This window comes from Variovorax sp. HW608, from assembly GCF_900090195.1.
In the GTDB taxonomy this organism is placed as follows: Bacteria; Pseudomonadota; Gammaproteobacteria; order Burkholderiales; family Burkholderiaceae_C; genus Variovorax.
Genome location: NZ_LT607803.1, coordinates 6,187,342 through 6,201,132 on the forward strand (window position 1 = coordinate 6,187,342; position 13,791 = coordinate 6,201,132).

The window sequence follows — 13,791 nt, forward strand, 5'->3', positions numbered from 1 at the left end:
GCCGCCCGGCAGCACGCGCTGCCGGGCGAAGGCCGCACCGCGGCCCTTTCGCCGCATTACGCGGGTTCAGCCACCGATTGTGCGCTGGCTGCGACCTGCACCCGAGCCCTCGTCAATCCCGAGAAGATGGCCTTGAGCGAAGCGGCGATGATGTTGGCGTCCATCCCGACGCCGAACAGCGTCTTCGACTCGTCGACGCGCAGCTCGAGGTAGGCCACCGCCTGGGCGTCGGCGCCGGAGCCGATCGCGTGCTGGTGGTAGTCGATGACGCGGATCGAGTGGCCGGTAGCTTGCGCCAGCGCATGGATGAAGGCGTCGATCGGGCCGTTGCCACGACCTTCGATGCGGCGCACTTCGCCGTCCCACGGCAAGTCCGCGCGCAGGATCACCGAGGCGTCAGGCCCCTCGCCCTGCTCTTCGAGCACGCGGTGCTGCGGGCCGGCCGCATCGCGGATGCGGTACTCGCCCTCGAAAAGGGCCCAGAGATCGGCAGCCGTGAGCTCCTTGCCTGCCACGTCCATCACGCGCTGGACGATCTGGCTGAATTCCATCTGCAGGCGCCGGGGCAGTTCCAGCCCGTATTCGCTCTCGAGAAGGTACGCGATGCCGCCCTTGCCCGACTGGCTGTTGACGCGAATCACGGCCTCGTAGGTGCGCCCTACGTCCTTGGGATCGATCGGCAGGTAGGGCATGTCCCAGATGTCGCCTTCCTTGCGCGCCGCGAACGCCTTCTTGATCGCATCCTGGTGCGAACCCGAGAAGGAGGTGTAGACCAGATCGCCCACGTAGGGGTGGCGCGGATGCACCGGCAACTGGTTGCAGTGCTCCACGGTGGCGCGGATTTCATCGATGTTCGAGAAATCGAGCTCGGGCGACACGCCCTGCGTATAGAGATTGAGCGCGACGTTCACGAGGTCGAGATTGCCCGTGCGTTCGCCGTTGCCGAAGAGGCAGCCTTCGATGCGATCGGCGCCCGCCATGAGCGCGAACTCACCGGCCGCGGTGCCGGTGCCCCGATCGTTGTGCGGATGGACCGACAGGACGATCGAGTCGCGGCGCGCGAGATGGCGGTGCATCCACTCGATCATGTCCGCGAAGATGTTGGGGGTCGAATGCTCGACCGTCGAGGGCAGGTTGATGATGCACTTCTTCTCCGGGGTCGGCGCCCACTGCTCGGTCACCGCGTCGACCACACGCTTGGAAAACGCGAGGTCCGTGCCCGAAAACATCTCCGGCGAATACTGGAACGTCCACTGCGTATGAGGCTGCCTTGCGGCGAGTTCGTTGAACATGCGCGCATGCGCGGTCGCGAGTTCGACGATCTGGTCCTCGTCCATGCCGAGCACCACGCGGCGCATGACCGGCGCCACGGCGTTGTACAGGTGGACGATCGCGCGCGGCGCACCCTGCAAGGCCTCGAAGGTGCGCTCGATCAGATGGTCGCGGGCCTGCGTGAGCACCTGGATGGTCACGTCGTCGGGGATGCGGTCTTCCTCGATGAGCTTGCGCACGAAGTCGAATTCGATCTGCGAGGCGGAGGGAAATCCGACCTCGATCTCCTTGAAGCCGATCTCAACCAGCATCTCGAACATCCGCATCTTGCGGGCGATGTCCATGGGCTCCACCAGCGCCTGGTTGCCGTCGCGCAGGTCGGTCGACAGCCAGATCGGGGCGCGGGTCAGCACGGCGTCCGGCCAGCTGCGATCCTTGAGGCCGACCGGCGCAAACGCACGGTACTTGAGGTTGGGTTGCTTCAACATCTGATATTTCTCGCTGTGGTTGGATCAACCAGCAACCCCAAAGACAAACGGCCCGTTGCTGGTGCGAACGGGCCGTTGTGAGGATCTTGCGCGCGCGCTACCTTCTCCGCCCGTGGGGGATGAGTAGTAGGGCCAGCGAAATCTTGTTCATGGAAGGCTGGAATGTAGCACAGCCGTGGCTACTTGTGCAGACCGCGCTCGTCGGGTTCATCGGTCGAGATGCTGATGACGCTCACCTGCTGCCCCTTCGCCTTGCGCCACCCGTAGACGACATAGCCGCTCAAGCCATAGGCCACGAACACGCCGAAGAGGACCGTCGGCGGATGGATGTTGACGACGGCGATCCCGAGCGCGATCAGAACGATCACGGCAAAGGGCACGCTCTTTTTCATCTGCACGTCCTTGAAGCTGTAGAACGGCGCATTGGTCACCATCGAAAGTCCGGCGTACAGCGTGAAGCCGAAAGTGACCCACGTGATCTGCTGCCACGAGAGATACAGCACCTCGCCGCCGCGCTTGCCCCATTCGGTCACCAGCCAGATGAACCCCGCGACCAGCGCCGCCGCGGCAGGCGACGGCAAGCCCTGGAACCAGCGCTTGTCGACGACACCCGTGTTGACGTTGAACCGGGCCAGTCGCAACGCGGCGCATGCGCAGTAGACGAAAGCGGCGATCCAACCCCAGCGACCGAGCCCTTTCAACGACCACTCGTAGGCGATCAACGCCGGGGCCGCACCGAAGGACACCATGTCGGACAGCGAATCCATCTGCTCTCCGAACGCGCTCTGCGTGTTGGTGAGGCGCGCGACGCGGCCGTCGAGGCTGTCGAGGATCATGGCGGCGAAGACGCCCAGCGCAGCCAGATCGAAGCGCGCATTCATCGCCATCACGATGGCGTAGAAGCCCCCGAACAAGGCCGCCAGCGTGAACAGGTTCGGCAGGATGTAGATGCCCTTCCGGCGCTTCTTGGGCGCCAGCTCGTCCGGCATCGTGTCGTCATGCATGCAGCCGGCCTCCAGCGCATGCCTTGGCAGCGCAAATGACTGTCGGATTCAGGACAAATGAGGGGGTCGATCGCATCGCTCGCAGTGTAGTTCAGGCGCCACGGCGCCCAGAAAGAAAAGGGCCACCGGAGGTGGCCCTGAACATGCTCGGGAAGTAGCCGATCAGTTGCGGGTCTGGTCGACGAGCTTGTTCTTCTTGATCCACGGCATCATCGCGCGCAGCTTCTCGCCGACCACTTCGATCTGGTGCTCGGCGTTGAGGCGGCGGCGGCTGATGAGCGTCGGCGCACCGGCGGCGTTTTCCAGCACGAAGCTCTTGGCGTATTCGCCGGTCTGGATGTCCTTGAGAACCTGCTTCATGACCTTCTTGGTTTCCTCGGTCACGACGCGCGGACCCGTCACGTACTCGCCGTACTCGGCGTTGTTCGAGATCGAGTAGTTCATGTTGGCGATGCCGCCTTCATAGATCAGGTCGACGATCAGCTTGAGTTCGTGCAGGCACTCGAAGTAGGCCATTTCGGGGGCATAGCCCGCTTCGACCAGCGTCTCGAAACCCGCCTTGATCAGCTCGACCGTACCGCCGCACAGGACGGCCTGCTCGCCGAACAGGTCGGTTTCGGTTTCTTCGCGGAAGTTGGTCTCGATGATGCCGGCCTTGCCGCCGCCGTTGGCGGTTGCGTACGACAGCGCGAGGTCACGCGCCTTGCCGCTCTTGTCCGCGTGGACGGCGATCAGGTGCGGCACGCCGCCACCTTGCGTGTAGGTGCTGCGCACGGTGTGGCCGGGCGCCTTGGGCGCGACCATCCACACGTCGAGATCGGCGCGCGGCTGAACGAAGCCGTAGTGCACGTTGAAGCCGTGCGCGAAGACGAGCGAAGCGCCTTCCTTGATATGCGGCGCGACATCGTTCTTGTAGACATTGGCGATCTGCTCGTCCGGCAGGAGGATCATGACCACGTCGGCCGCCTTGACGGCCTCGGCGACCTCGGCCACCTTGAGACCGGCCTTCTCGACCTTCGACCACGAGGCGCCGCCCTTGCGCAGGCCGACGATGACCTTCACGCCGCTGTCGTTCAGGTTCTGCGCGTGCGCATGGCCCTGGCTGCCGTAGCCGATGATTGCCACGGTCTTGCCCTTGATCAGGCTGAGATCGGCGTCCTTGTCGTAGTAGACCTTCATGAGATTTCTCCTTCGTTGATTCGGTGGGTGTGGAACTGGGGTTGTCAGACGCGCAGGATGCGCTCGCCGCGGCCGATGCCGCTGGCGCCGGTACGGACGGTCTCGAGGATCGCGCCACGATCGATGGCCTCGAGGAATGCGTCGTTCTTTCCGTGATCGCCGGTGAGCTCGATGGTGTAGCTCTTGTCGGTCACGTCGATGATGCGGCCGCGGAAGATCTCGGCCATCCGCATCATCTCCTCGCGCTCCTTGCCGACGGCACGCACCTTCACCATCATGAGCTCGCGCTCGGTGTAGGCGCCTTCGGTGAGATCGACGACCTTGACGACCTCGATCAGGCGGTTGAGGTGCTTGGTGATCTGCTCGATGACGTCGTCGGAACCCGCCGTGACGATGGTCATCCGGGAAAGACTCGGATCCTCGGTGGGCGCGACGGTCAGCGACTCGATGTTGTAGCCGCGGGCGGAAAACAGCGCGACGACGCGGGAAAGTGCACCGGGCTCGTTCTCGAGCAGCACGGCAATGATGTGTTTCATGGCGATGGGACTCCTCTTTTCGCCGCCCTCCCCCGCACACGGTAATGCGCGGGCTTGGCGGGCAATAGATTCGTCGGATTAAAAGTTGAAACCCGGTCCTCCGGACCGGGGACTTGGGTTGCTGGGTTTACAGGTCTTCGGAGCCGAGCAGCATCTCGGTGATGCCCATGCCCGCCTTGACCATCGGGAACACGTTCTCGGTGGGGTCGGTGCGGAAGTCCATGAACACCGTGCGGTCCTTGAGCTTGCGCGCTTCGCGCAGCGCCGGCTCCACATCCTGCGGGCGCTCGATCAGCATGCCGACATGGCCATAGGCTTCGGCGAGCTTGACGAAGTTGGGCAGCGCGTCCATGTAGCTGTGGCTGTAGCGGCCGGAATACTCGATCTCCTGCCATTGCCGCACCATGCCGAGGTAGCGGTTGTTCAGCGAGCAGATCTTGATCGGCGTGTTGTACTGCAGGCAGGTCGACAGCTCCTGGATGCACATCTGCACCGAGCCTTCGCCGGTGACGCAGAAGACTTCCGAATCCGGCTTGGCGAGCTTGATGCCCATCGCGTATGGAATGCCGACCCCCATCGTGCCCAGCCCGCCCGAGTTGATCCAGCGGCGCGGTTCATCGAAACGGTAGTACTGCGCCGCCCACATCTGGTGCTGGCCGACGTCCGACGTGATGTACGTGTCGGTGCCCTTGGTCATGTTCCAGAGGGTCTCGATCACGTGCTGCGGCTTGATCACGTCCTTGTTGCCGCGGTCGTACTTCAGGCAATCCTTGCTGCGCCAGCCTTCGATGGTGTCCCACCAGCTCGCGAGCGCGGCGGCGTCGGGGCGCGTGGTGCTTTCCCGGATCATCGAGATCAGCTCCGTGAGCACGTCCTTGACGTCGCCGACGATCGGGATGTCGACCTTCACCCGCTTCGAGATGCTCGACGGGTCGATGTCGATGTGGATGATCTTGCGTTCGTTCTGCGCGAAGTGCTTGGGGTTGCCGATCACGCGGTCATCGAAGCGCGCGCCGACGGCCAGCAGCACGTCGCAGTTCTGCATCGCGTTGTTGGCCTCGATGGTGCCGTGCATGCCGAGCATGCCGAGGAACTTGCGGTCGGTCGCCGGATAGGCGCCCAGGCCCATCAGCGTGTTCGTGACCGGATAGCCCAGCATATCGACCAGCGTGCGCAGCTCGTTCGTCGCATTGCCGAGCAGCACGCCGCCGCCGGTATAGATGTAGGGGCGCTTGGCGCTCAGCAGCAGCTGCAGCGCCTTGCGGATCTGTCCGCCGTGGCCCTTGCGCACCGGGTTGTACGAGCGCATCTCCACCTTCTCGGGATAGCCGCTGTAGGCGACCTTCTTGAAGGAAACATCCTTCGGCACGTCCACAACCACGGGGCCGGGGCGGCCGCTGCGCGCGATATGGAAGGCCTTCTTCATCGTCAGGGCCAGATCCTTCGGGTCCTTGACGAGGAAGTTGTGCTTGACGATGGGCCGGGTGATGCCGACCGTGTCGCATTCCTGGAAGGCATCCAGGCCGATCGCCGCCGTGGGCACCTGGCCGGAGATGATGACCATCGGGATGCTGTCCATGTAGGCAGTCGCGATCCCGGTCACGGCATTCGTGAGGCCCGGTCCGGACGTCACGAGCGCCACGCCCACGTCGCCGGTGGCACGGGCGTAGCCGTCGGCCGCATGCACGGCGGCCTGCTCGTGGCGAACCAGCACGTGCTGGATGGTGTCCTGCTTGTAGAAAGCGTCGTAGATGTAGAGAACCGCGCCGCCCGGGTAGCCCCAGACGTACTTGACGCCTTCTGCCTGAAGTGCCTTGACCAGCACCTCGGCGCCCATGAGTTCTTGCGTTTGACTGCCGGTGACGGCTGCTGCGGAAGCAAGTTCCGCCTTTGACATTTCCATGATCAACCTTTGCGATTTTCGGGAACGAAAAACCTTGGGTGCCCCTTCGCCAGCTCTTTTGAAGCCGCGTCGGGACTTGAGGCCACAACCATGGGTGGATTTGTCATACCACCGGATCGTGACCCGTTTGCCTTTTGACTTGCAGCGCGGATTATGACACCGGAAGCCGCCGCGAAGGCCGTGACACAGTCGATAAAGCCTCGCAGGGCATAATCCGCGGCGAAAAAGTCACCCTTGTCCCCGAGACACTTCCCACGCGGCGCCCCCGGCGCCGGACTCGCTTGGCCACTGAGAAAGAACTATCCGATTTCCTGAAGAGCGTCGAACGACGCGCCTTCAAGCGGTCCGTCTACCACGTCCGGGACGAAGAAGCGGCGCTGGACATCGTGCAGGACAGCATGATGAAGCTGGCCGAGCACTACGGCGACAAGCCGGCCAACGAGCTGCCGCTGCTGTTCCAGCGCATCCTGTCGAACTGCACCCTCGACTGGTTCCGGCGCCAGAAGACCCGCAAGGCGCTCTTCTCCAACCTGAGCGATTTCGAGAATCTGGACGACGACGGTGATTTCGACCTTCTCGAGCACATCCACCTTTCGGCGGAAGGCCAGGAATCCGAGAGCGCCGAAGACACGACGAGGCGGGCGCAGATTTTTCGCGAAATCGAGGAACAAATTGCCGCCCTGCCGGGTCGTCAACGCGAGGCCTTCTTGATGCGTTACTGGGAGGAAATGGATGTCGCAGAGACGGCGGCCGCCATGGGATGTTCCGAAGGGAGCGTCAAGACCCACTGCTCGCGCGCCGTCCACGCCTTGAGCAAGGCGCTCAAAGCCAAGGGAATTTCGCTATGAACACAACGCAATCTGCCTCTTCCGCCGCCCTCGAGGAGCGGTTTGGTCGCCTGCTGGCCGCGCGGCTGACGGCCGGCAACGTCGAGTTGCCGCACGAGGTCAGCGAGCGCTTGCGAGCTGCGCGAGTGCAGGCGGTCGCTCGTCGCAAGGTCGCCCAGCAGCTTCGCCCGACGCCCGTGGTGCTGTCGCGTGGCAGAGCAGCGACCCTGGGCGCGAGCTGGTGGACGCGGATCGGCTCGGTGATCCCCCTGGTCGCGCTGGCCGCGGGACTGGTCGCGATCAGCGTGATGCAGGAAGACAACCGCACCAACGAGCTTGCCGCGATCGACTCGGCCCTGCTGACCGACGACCTCCCGCCTGCGGCCTACACCGATCCGGGATTCGCGCAGTTCCTGAAGACATCGGACGACTCGTCCGAACGCTGATCTTCCGGCATCCGAATGCGTCAACGCCCCTCCTCCCGTGCTGAAGCGCCCGGTCTCGCGCGCGCTCGTCCGCGGGCGGCTGCCGTCTGGTTGAGCGCCGGCCTCGCCGTCGGGGCCGCTGGTCTCGCCGCGTCGTCGGTGCAGGCCCAGTCGGTGAAGAGTTCGGCGTCGCCGCAAACCACCCCTGCCAAGCCGGCGGCCGCCTCCAGGCCGCTGTGGCACGAGCTCACGGCGCGGCAGCAGAAGGCCCTGCAACCGCTCGCCCCCTACTGGGACGATTTGGCGGAATCCCACAAGCGCAAGTGGCTGGCGCTTTCCCGCGACTACGCCAAGATGACGCCGGAGGAGCAGGAGGTGCTCCACAGCCGCATGACCGAATGGTCGGGCCTGACCAACCAGCAACGCGCCCAGGCGCGTGCCAACTTCGCCACCGTCAAGCAAGTCCCCGTCGACGAGCGGAAGGCCAAGTGGGAGGCCTACCAGGCGCTCAGCGAGGAGGAAAAGAGCAAGCTCGCGGAACGCGCCAAGAGCGCGAAGGCGCCCGGCGCTGCATCGACTATCCGCCCCGTTCCCGAACAAAAGCTGGTGCCCATTCCCGCCGCCGGGCAGGACGGCCAGCGCACACCGAGGATCCAGCTCGCGCCGCCGCCGGCCCCGGCCCCCGTCGCGGCCGCGCGTCCGGCGCCGGCTCCTGCGCCTGCGCCTGCTCCAGCCCCCGCGCCGAGCCTTCCGCCGGTCAGCGCGGAAGCACAGTTCCCGCCGCCCAACGCGACGGACGTCGCGCCGAGGGCTTCGGAACCACAACCGGCTTCGGCGCCCTGAGCCAGGTGCCGATGCCTTCCGCGCCTTCCGGCAACTCCGGTTCTCTTCGTCCGCCCGCCGACGACACGCTAGCTGCGCCCCTGATGGCGCCCGGACTGTGGCGCCGCATGGCCTGCTGGCTCTACGAGGGCATGCTGCTTTTCGCCGTCGTATTCATCGCCGGCTGGCTTTTCAGCACCCTGGGCCAGATGCGAAGCGGCATGGATTCGCGGCGGCATCTGCTTCAGGCGTTTCTGTTCGTCGTCTTCGGCGTCTATTTCGTCTGGTTCTGGGCCCATGGGCAGACGCTGGCGATGAAGACCTGGGGCATCCGGGTCGTCGACCGGCATGGCCGCGCACTGACCCAGGGTCGGGCGCTGCTGCGCTATCTGCTGAGCTGGGTCTGGTTCCTGCCGCCGCTGGCGGCAATCTCGCCGTTCGGGCTCGGTGCGGGCGAATCGGTGGTGCTGGTCCTTGGCTGGGTCGCCGTGTGGGCGCTGCTGGCGCGTTTTCAGCCCGAGCGCCAGTTCTGGCATGACGTGTGGGCCGGCACCCGGCTGGTCGTGTCGAAGCCGCTCAGCAGACGATGAGCAGCACCGGGCCCATCGCCAACCCCCAGAAGGCTCGGCGTGGGCTGATACTAAGTTGCGTTCAAAGATATAGAAGTTATCCAATCGAAACCGGTCATCGATCGGGTTCTCTCGTGATCTGATTCGAGCGCCACCAGCCCTGTCGTGAGGGCGCGTTCGACGGCGTCGAGGTTGGCGAAGACATGGTTGGCAAAGCAGTCCTCGCGAATCGCCTCCCACAGATGCTCGGCCGGGTTGAGTTCGGGGCTGTACGGAGGCAGGTAGATCAGTCGCATGTGATCCGGGACCGCGAGTTGACCTGCCAGATGCCAGCCCGCCTGGTCCATGACCATCACGATGAATTCCTCGACATGGCGCTGGGCGACCTCGGCCAGGAATAGCGACATGGTCTCGGCGTTCACCCAGGGCAGCACGAGGCTGTCCATCACGCCGTCGTGTGGGCTGACGGCACTGAAGGCATAGATGTACTTGCGCTCCAGGCGAGCGCCGACGACAGGTCGAATGCGGTGTGGCGCCCAGCAGCGACGCGGCGTGCCCAGCAATCCGAATCGCCCCTCGTCCTGGAACATCAGCCGCACCGCGCGACCTTGTTCAGCCTGGCGCACGACCTCTTGGCGTACCTGGCGGCGGAGTTTTTTTAAAGGCGGCCTGTGCCGCGACGTCCGCCTTGGGATGCCGGGGCCGGGGCACGACCTTGCGCCAGCCGTGACGGTCGAGCAGCCGATAGATCGTCGAGGGCGCCACCGCCTTGCCGAGTTGCTTCTGGTAGGCCTGCTGGATCTCAGCTACCGTCAACATCCCGCCTGCCTGTGCGCGTTCGACGAAGGGTGCCAGCAACTCCTGCTCCTGTTCGGCGCTCAAATGCTGGTGGTGTCTGCCACCGCGGCCTCGAAGATCGAAGATGGCATCACCTTCCTTGGCCCATCGAGAGTGCATCACATGCACGGTGGTGGTTGACCAACCCAGCAACTGTGCAATCTGCGCGGCCGAGCTGCCCAGCGTGGCCCTGATCAGCACGCACTGGATGCGCTGGTACTGCGCATGGCTGTCGGCTTGCTTGAGCCGTTCTGCCAAGCGCATCACGGTCGCCTTATCCCCAACGATCAGACTCTTCATCCACGACTCCTTGAAGTACGTGGACAGACATGATATCTAATCTATTGAACGCAAATTGGTATGATCCGGGTCGGCAGCGCGGCGTTGCTGCTGCCGCTTCTCCTGTGCGGCGGCGTCTGGTCGCCGCCCTGTGGCAACGCTTTGCCACATAGCCGACGCCCGGCCGCGGCATGATCGGGGGATGACTCCTTCTTTTTCGATTTGTGTGTATTGCGGCTCCCGGCTCGGCGAGCACGCTGAATTCGTCCAGGTGGCGCAGGCGGTCGGCCGGTGGATCGGCGAACGCGGCGGGCAACTGGTCTACGGCGGCGGCCGCACCGGCCTGATGGGAACCATCGCCGAAGCCACCCGCGCGGCCGGCGGCCGCGTGGTCGGCATCATTCCGAAGGCGCTGGTCGACAAGGAACTCGCCAATCGCCAGAGCGACGAACTCCACGTCGTCGACACCATGCACGAGCGCAAAGCCATGATGGGCGAACGCGCCGACGCCTTCCTGGCCCTTCCGGGCGGCATCGGCACCCTGGAGGAACTGTTCGAGATCTGGACCTGGCGCCAGCTCGGCTACCACGACAAGCCGGTCGGCATCCTGAACGTCGGGGGCTACTACGACGCCCTGCTCGGCTTCCTGGCGCACAGCGTGCGCGAAGGCTTCATGGGCGAGTGGCAGATGGAACTCGTGCGCTCCGGCAACGAGGCACCCGCCTTGCTCCAAGCCCTCATCGAGGAAGCCGGCCGCCACCCCCGAGGCGACAAGCTGGCCGAAGTCCTCTAGATCGGGGGCGGGTTCAAACCGCCGCTTCGTCTTCTTCGCCGGTTCGGATGCGAACGACCCGCTCGACATTCGTCACGAAGATCTTGCCGTCGCCGATCTTGCCGGTGCGCGCCGCGCTGACGATCGCGTCGACACAACGGTCGACGTCGTTCTCGTTGACCACGACCTCGACCTTCATCTTCGGCAGGAAGTCCACGACATACTCGGCACCCCGGTAGAGTTCGGTGTGGCCCTTCTGGCGGCCGAAGCCCTTGACTTCGGTCACGGTGAGGCCGGTGACGCCCACCTCGGCCAGGGCCTCGCGCACATCATCGAGCTTGAACGGTTTGAGGATGGCTGTGATTTGCTTCATACGGTCTTTCATTCAAAGCGGGGAAAGGCCGAACGATTATGTCATCCGCATTTCGGAAAACCGGGCGCGCAAGCCCTCAAGCCACACACGATCGCAGGGGCTGTTACCCTCGCCCAGCCATGCGCACCGCTTCTGCCTTCGCCAACCTCTTCGACTCGGTCATCCCTTGAGCGAACCGGTCATCCGCATCCACCGCTCGGTCGCCGAGATCGACGCCGCCGCCTGGGACGGGCTGCTCGCCGCGCAGGCCGCGCCGTCCCCCTTCATGCGCCACGCCTATCTGAACGCGCTCGACGCCAGCGGCAGCGCATCGCCGGACACCGGCTGGGCGCCGCACTTCGTGACGCTGTGGCAGGACCAACGGCTCATGGCCGCCTGTCCGCTCTATGTCAAGGACCATTCCTACGGCGAATACGTCTTCGACTGGGCCTGGGCCAATGCCTACCAGCAGCACGGACTGCACTACTACCCCAAGGCGGTCGTCGCGGTGCCGTTCACCCCCGTACCCGGAACGCGCGTGCTCGCTCGCGATGCGCAAAGCCGTGCGCTGCTGGTGCGCGCACTGGTCGCCTGGTGCGAACAGGCGGAGGTTTCTTCGCTGCACCTGCTCTTCGGCGCCGACGACGACGTCGCGGCCTGCGAGGATGCCGGGCTCATGCTTCGCCACACGGTCCAGTTCCACTGGACCAACGAGAACTGGAGCGATTTCGACGCCTTCCTCGCCGGCCTCGCGCACGACAAGCGCAAGAAGATCCGCCAGGAACGCCGAAAGGTTCAGGGCGCGGGCGTGCGCTTCCGCTGGGCGCGCGGCGCGGACATCTCCAATGCGGACTGGGATTTCTTCTACCGCTGCTACGCGCGCACCTACCGCGAGCACGGCAATCCGCCGTACCTGAACCGCGATTTCTTCCACCGCATGGCGGCGACGATGCCGGAAGCGTGGCTGCTCTTCATTGCCGAGCGCGCGGGCAAGCCGATCGCATCGAGCCTGATTGCGCTTTCAGCCGGCGTGGCCGGCGACAACGCCTCCGACCACCCGCTGCTGGCCTACGGCCGCTACTGGGGCGCGGTCGAGCGCGTGGACTGCCTGCATTTCGAGGCCTGCTACTACCAGCCCCTGCAGTGGTGCATCGAACACGGCGTGCAGCGCTTCGAGGGTGGTGCGCAAGGCGAGCACAAGATGGCGCGCGCCCTGATGCCGGTCAAGACCACCAGCGCCCATTGGCTCGCCCATCCCGCATTTGCGGATGCGGTCGAGCGTTTCCTCGCGCGCGAAGACGCCGGCATCCAGAACTACATGGACCACCTCGGGGAACGCAGCCCCTTCCGCCACGAGGACTGATATTGAAAGCTCAGCGCTGCGCGCCCAGTCCGATCGGCGCCGGCACCGCGTTGACGATGCGCCTGAAGAGCGCCTCGTAGTCGGGCTCGGGTTCGCAGCCCGTCAACGGGTCGCGATTCGCGTTGAACGCCTCGTCGAGCTCTGCCCAGTCATCCTCGGTGAGCACCTTCTCGGCAAGCGGAAGGATCTCCCTTTCTTCCAGCGCCATATGTGACAGGTAGAACTCGACGTAGCGCTCGACGGCCTGCTCGAAGGCCTTGCGGCGCGGCTCGCCGATCATCTCGAAGGCGAGGAGCGCATGCTCCACCTCGCGAATCTTGCGCTCGCCGCGCGCGTGATCGTCATCCAGCCGGTCGAGCAGCTCGCGCGAGATCGGCGTGCGCGCGCGCAGCTTCGGGAACAAGAGCTCGGATTCCTTGCGGTGATGCCGCTTCTCGGGAAATTCGTCGACGTAGAAGAGCATCGCGCGCAGCGCCGCGAAGTCGGGCAGCGTGCGCTTCGCGCGATGCTCTGCCAGCAAGAGAACGATGGACCGCAGCATGGCCGAAAGGGCCGAGTGTTCATCGCGAATGATCCGCAGGGAAGCGTGTGTCATGCCTGTCTCCGTGATTGAAGGCAGCTTCGCACCCGACGTGCGTTGCGGCCTTGAGGCAGATCAAATGCGCGCACGAGCGGCGCGCATCCGACAACTCACTTGACGAGCTTCAGCGTGCCTTTCATCAGCGCCGAGTGGCCCGGGAACGAGCAGATGTACATGTAGCTCTGGTCTGCCTTGAGCTTGCTGGTGTCGAAAGTCACCGACGTCGATTCGCCGCCGCCGACGACCGGCGTGAAGGCGATCACGCGCGAATCACCGGCTTTGAGGTAGTTCTTGTCGAGACCGGCCGCGATGCCATCGGCTGCGACGCCCTGCGCATCGGTCGGGGTCGTCAGTACCCAGTTGTGGCCCATGGCCGCCTTCGGCAGCTTGCCGGCGTGCTTGAGCTTCACCGTGAACTGCTTGCAGCTCTGCGGCACGTCGATGCTGCTCTTGTTGAACTGCATCGCGTCATTGCCCTCGATCTCCACATCGCAGGTGGCGGCCGATGCCGAGCCGAGCAATACGAGCCAGAGCGCCGCGGCGCACGTTGTTTTCATCTTCATCTTCATCTTTTCATTCTCCT

16 protein-coding genes are annotated in these 13,791 nt (G+C 64.7%); 6 read left to right on the forward strand and 10 right to left on the reverse strand.

All coding sequences use genetic code 11. The features are described 5' to 3' along the window. Nucleotides 1–56: 56 nt before the first annotated feature. From leuA to VAR608DRAFT_RS29250, 5 genes are all read right to left on the reverse strand, one after another. Nucleotides 57–1,760: a 2-isopropylmalate synthase gene (gene leuA, locus VAR608DRAFT_RS29230; protein WP_088957260.1), complete on the reverse strand. Its 1,704-nt coding sequence runs from the start codon at nucleotides 1,758–1,760 to the stop codon at nucleotides 57–59. Nucleotides 1,761–1,939: 179 nt separating this feature from the next. Next, nucleotides 1,940–2,764, reverse strand: coding sequence for a CDP-diacylglycerol--serine O-phosphatidyltransferase (pssA, locus tag VAR608DRAFT_RS29235; RefSeq protein WP_088957261.1), 825 nt, complete (start codon nucleotides 2,762–2,764; stop codon nucleotides 1,940–1,942). Nucleotides 2,765–2,926: 162 nt separating this feature from the next. Then, complete coding sequence (ilvC, locus tag VAR608DRAFT_RS29240) at nucleotides 2,927–3,943, reverse strand: ketol-acid reductoisomerase (RefSeq protein ID WP_088957262.1); 1,017 nt, start codon at nucleotides 3,941–3,943, stop codon at nucleotides 2,927–2,929. Nucleotides 3,944–3,987: 44 nt separating this feature from the next. Beyond that, nucleotides 3,988–4,479, reverse strand: a complete 492-nt coding sequence (gene ilvN / locus VAR608DRAFT_RS29245) for an acetolactate synthase small subunit (protein WP_088957263.1) — start codon at nucleotides 4,477–4,479, stop codon at nucleotides 3,988–3,990. 127 nt (nucleotides 4,480–4,606) lie between these two features. Beyond that, on the reverse strand, nucleotides 4,607–6,382 hold the full coding sequence (locus VAR608DRAFT_RS29250) for an acetolactate synthase 3 catalytic subunit (protein ID WP_088957264.1): 1,776 nt from the start codon (nucleotides 6,380–6,382) through the stop codon (nucleotides 4,607–4,609). 281 nt (nucleotides 6,383–6,663) lie between these two features. Between VAR608DRAFT_RS29250 and VAR608DRAFT_RS29255 the strand changes: the two genes are divergently transcribed. The 4 genes from VAR608DRAFT_RS29255 (at nucleotide 6,664) to VAR608DRAFT_RS29270 (ending at nucleotide 9,046) form a co-directional block, all read left to right on the forward strand. After that, nucleotides 6,664–7,230: an RNA polymerase sigma factor gene (locus VAR608DRAFT_RS29255; RefSeq protein WP_088957265.1), complete on the forward strand. Its 567-nt coding sequence runs from the start codon at nucleotides 6,664–6,666 to the stop codon at nucleotides 7,228–7,230. Next, a complete protein-coding gene (locus VAR608DRAFT_RS29260; RefSeq protein ID WP_088957266.1) occupies nucleotides 7,227–7,655 on the forward strand; it encodes a DUF3619 family protein in 429 nt (142 codons plus the stop codon). The genes VAR608DRAFT_RS29255 and VAR608DRAFT_RS29260 overlap by 4 nt, the downstream gene beginning before the upstream one ends. 90 nt (nucleotides 7,656–7,745) lie before the next feature. Next, the gene (locus VAR608DRAFT_RS29265) at nucleotides 7,746–8,477 is read left to right on the forward strand and encodes a DUF3106 domain-containing protein (protein WP_231973001.1); all 732 of its coding nucleotides are present in this window, start codon (nucleotides 7,746–7,748) and stop codon (nucleotides 8,475–8,477) included. Nucleotides 8,478–8,488: 11 nt separating this feature from the next. Further along, on the forward strand, nucleotides 8,489–9,046 hold the full coding sequence (locus VAR608DRAFT_RS29270; protein ID WP_088957268.1) for an RDD family protein: 558 nt from the start codon (nucleotides 8,489–8,491) through the stop codon (nucleotides 9,044–9,046). A 50-nt stretch (nucleotides 9,047–9,096) separates the two neighbouring features. Here the strand turns inward: VAR608DRAFT_RS29270 and VAR608DRAFT_RS38150 are convergent, their stop codons facing one another. Further along, the gene (locus VAR608DRAFT_RS38150; protein WP_231973569.1) at nucleotides 9,097–9,720 is read right to left on the reverse strand and encodes an IS630 family transposase; all 624 of its coding nucleotides are present in this window, start codon (nucleotides 9,718–9,720) and stop codon (nucleotides 9,097–9,099) included. Next, nucleotides 9,638–10,162 (reverse strand): winged helix-turn-helix domain-containing protein, encoded by a 525-nt coding sequence (locus tag VAR608DRAFT_RS29280; protein ID WP_088953016.1) that lies wholly within the window; start codon nucleotides 10,160–10,162, stop codon nucleotides 9,638–9,640. Before VAR608DRAFT_RS29280 ends, VAR608DRAFT_RS38150 begins: the two co-directional genes overlap by 83 nt. A 181-nt stretch (nucleotides 10,163–10,343) precedes the next feature. On the opposite strand from VAR608DRAFT_RS29280, the gene VAR608DRAFT_RS29285 reads away from it, so the two are divergent. Next, nucleotides 10,344–10,934, forward strand: coding sequence for a TIGR00730 family Rossman fold protein (locus VAR608DRAFT_RS29285; protein ID WP_088957269.1), 591 nt, complete (start codon nucleotides 10,344–10,346; stop codon nucleotides 10,932–10,934). Nucleotides 10,935–10,947: 13 nt separating this feature from the next. Here the strand turns inward: VAR608DRAFT_RS29285 and VAR608DRAFT_RS29290 are convergent, their stop codons facing one another. Then, nucleotides 10,948–11,286, reverse strand: coding sequence for a P-II family nitrogen regulator (locus VAR608DRAFT_RS29290; RefSeq protein ID WP_088957270.1), 339 nt, complete (start codon nucleotides 11,284–11,286; stop codon nucleotides 10,948–10,950). A 166-nt stretch (nucleotides 11,287–11,452) separates the two neighbouring features. Here VAR608DRAFT_RS29290 and VAR608DRAFT_RS29295 point away from each other — a divergent pair, with 166 nt between their 5' ends. Then, nucleotides 11,453–12,628: a GNAT family N-acetyltransferase gene (locus VAR608DRAFT_RS29295; protein WP_172843915.1), complete on the forward strand. Its 1,176-nt coding sequence runs from the start codon at nucleotides 11,453–11,455 to the stop codon at nucleotides 12,626–12,628. Nucleotides 12,629–12,638: 10 nt separating this feature from the next. Here the strand turns inward: VAR608DRAFT_RS29295 and VAR608DRAFT_RS29300 are convergent, their stop codons facing one another. Both VAR608DRAFT_RS29300 and azu read right to left on the reverse strand, forming a co-directional pair. Continuing rightward, nucleotides 12,639–13,223 carry a hemerythrin domain-containing protein gene (locus VAR608DRAFT_RS29300; RefSeq protein WP_088957272.1) on the reverse strand — a complete coding sequence of 195 codons (585 nt, stop codon included), beginning with the start codon at nucleotides 13,221–13,223 and terminating at the stop codon, nucleotides 12,639–12,641. 95 nt (nucleotides 13,224–13,318) lie between these two features. Continuing rightward, complete coding sequence (gene azu / locus VAR608DRAFT_RS29305) at nucleotides 13,319–13,765, reverse strand: azurin (protein WP_197700429.1); 447 nt, start codon at nucleotides 13,763–13,765, stop codon at nucleotides 13,319–13,321. Nucleotides 13,766–13,791: the final 26 nt, after the last annotated feature.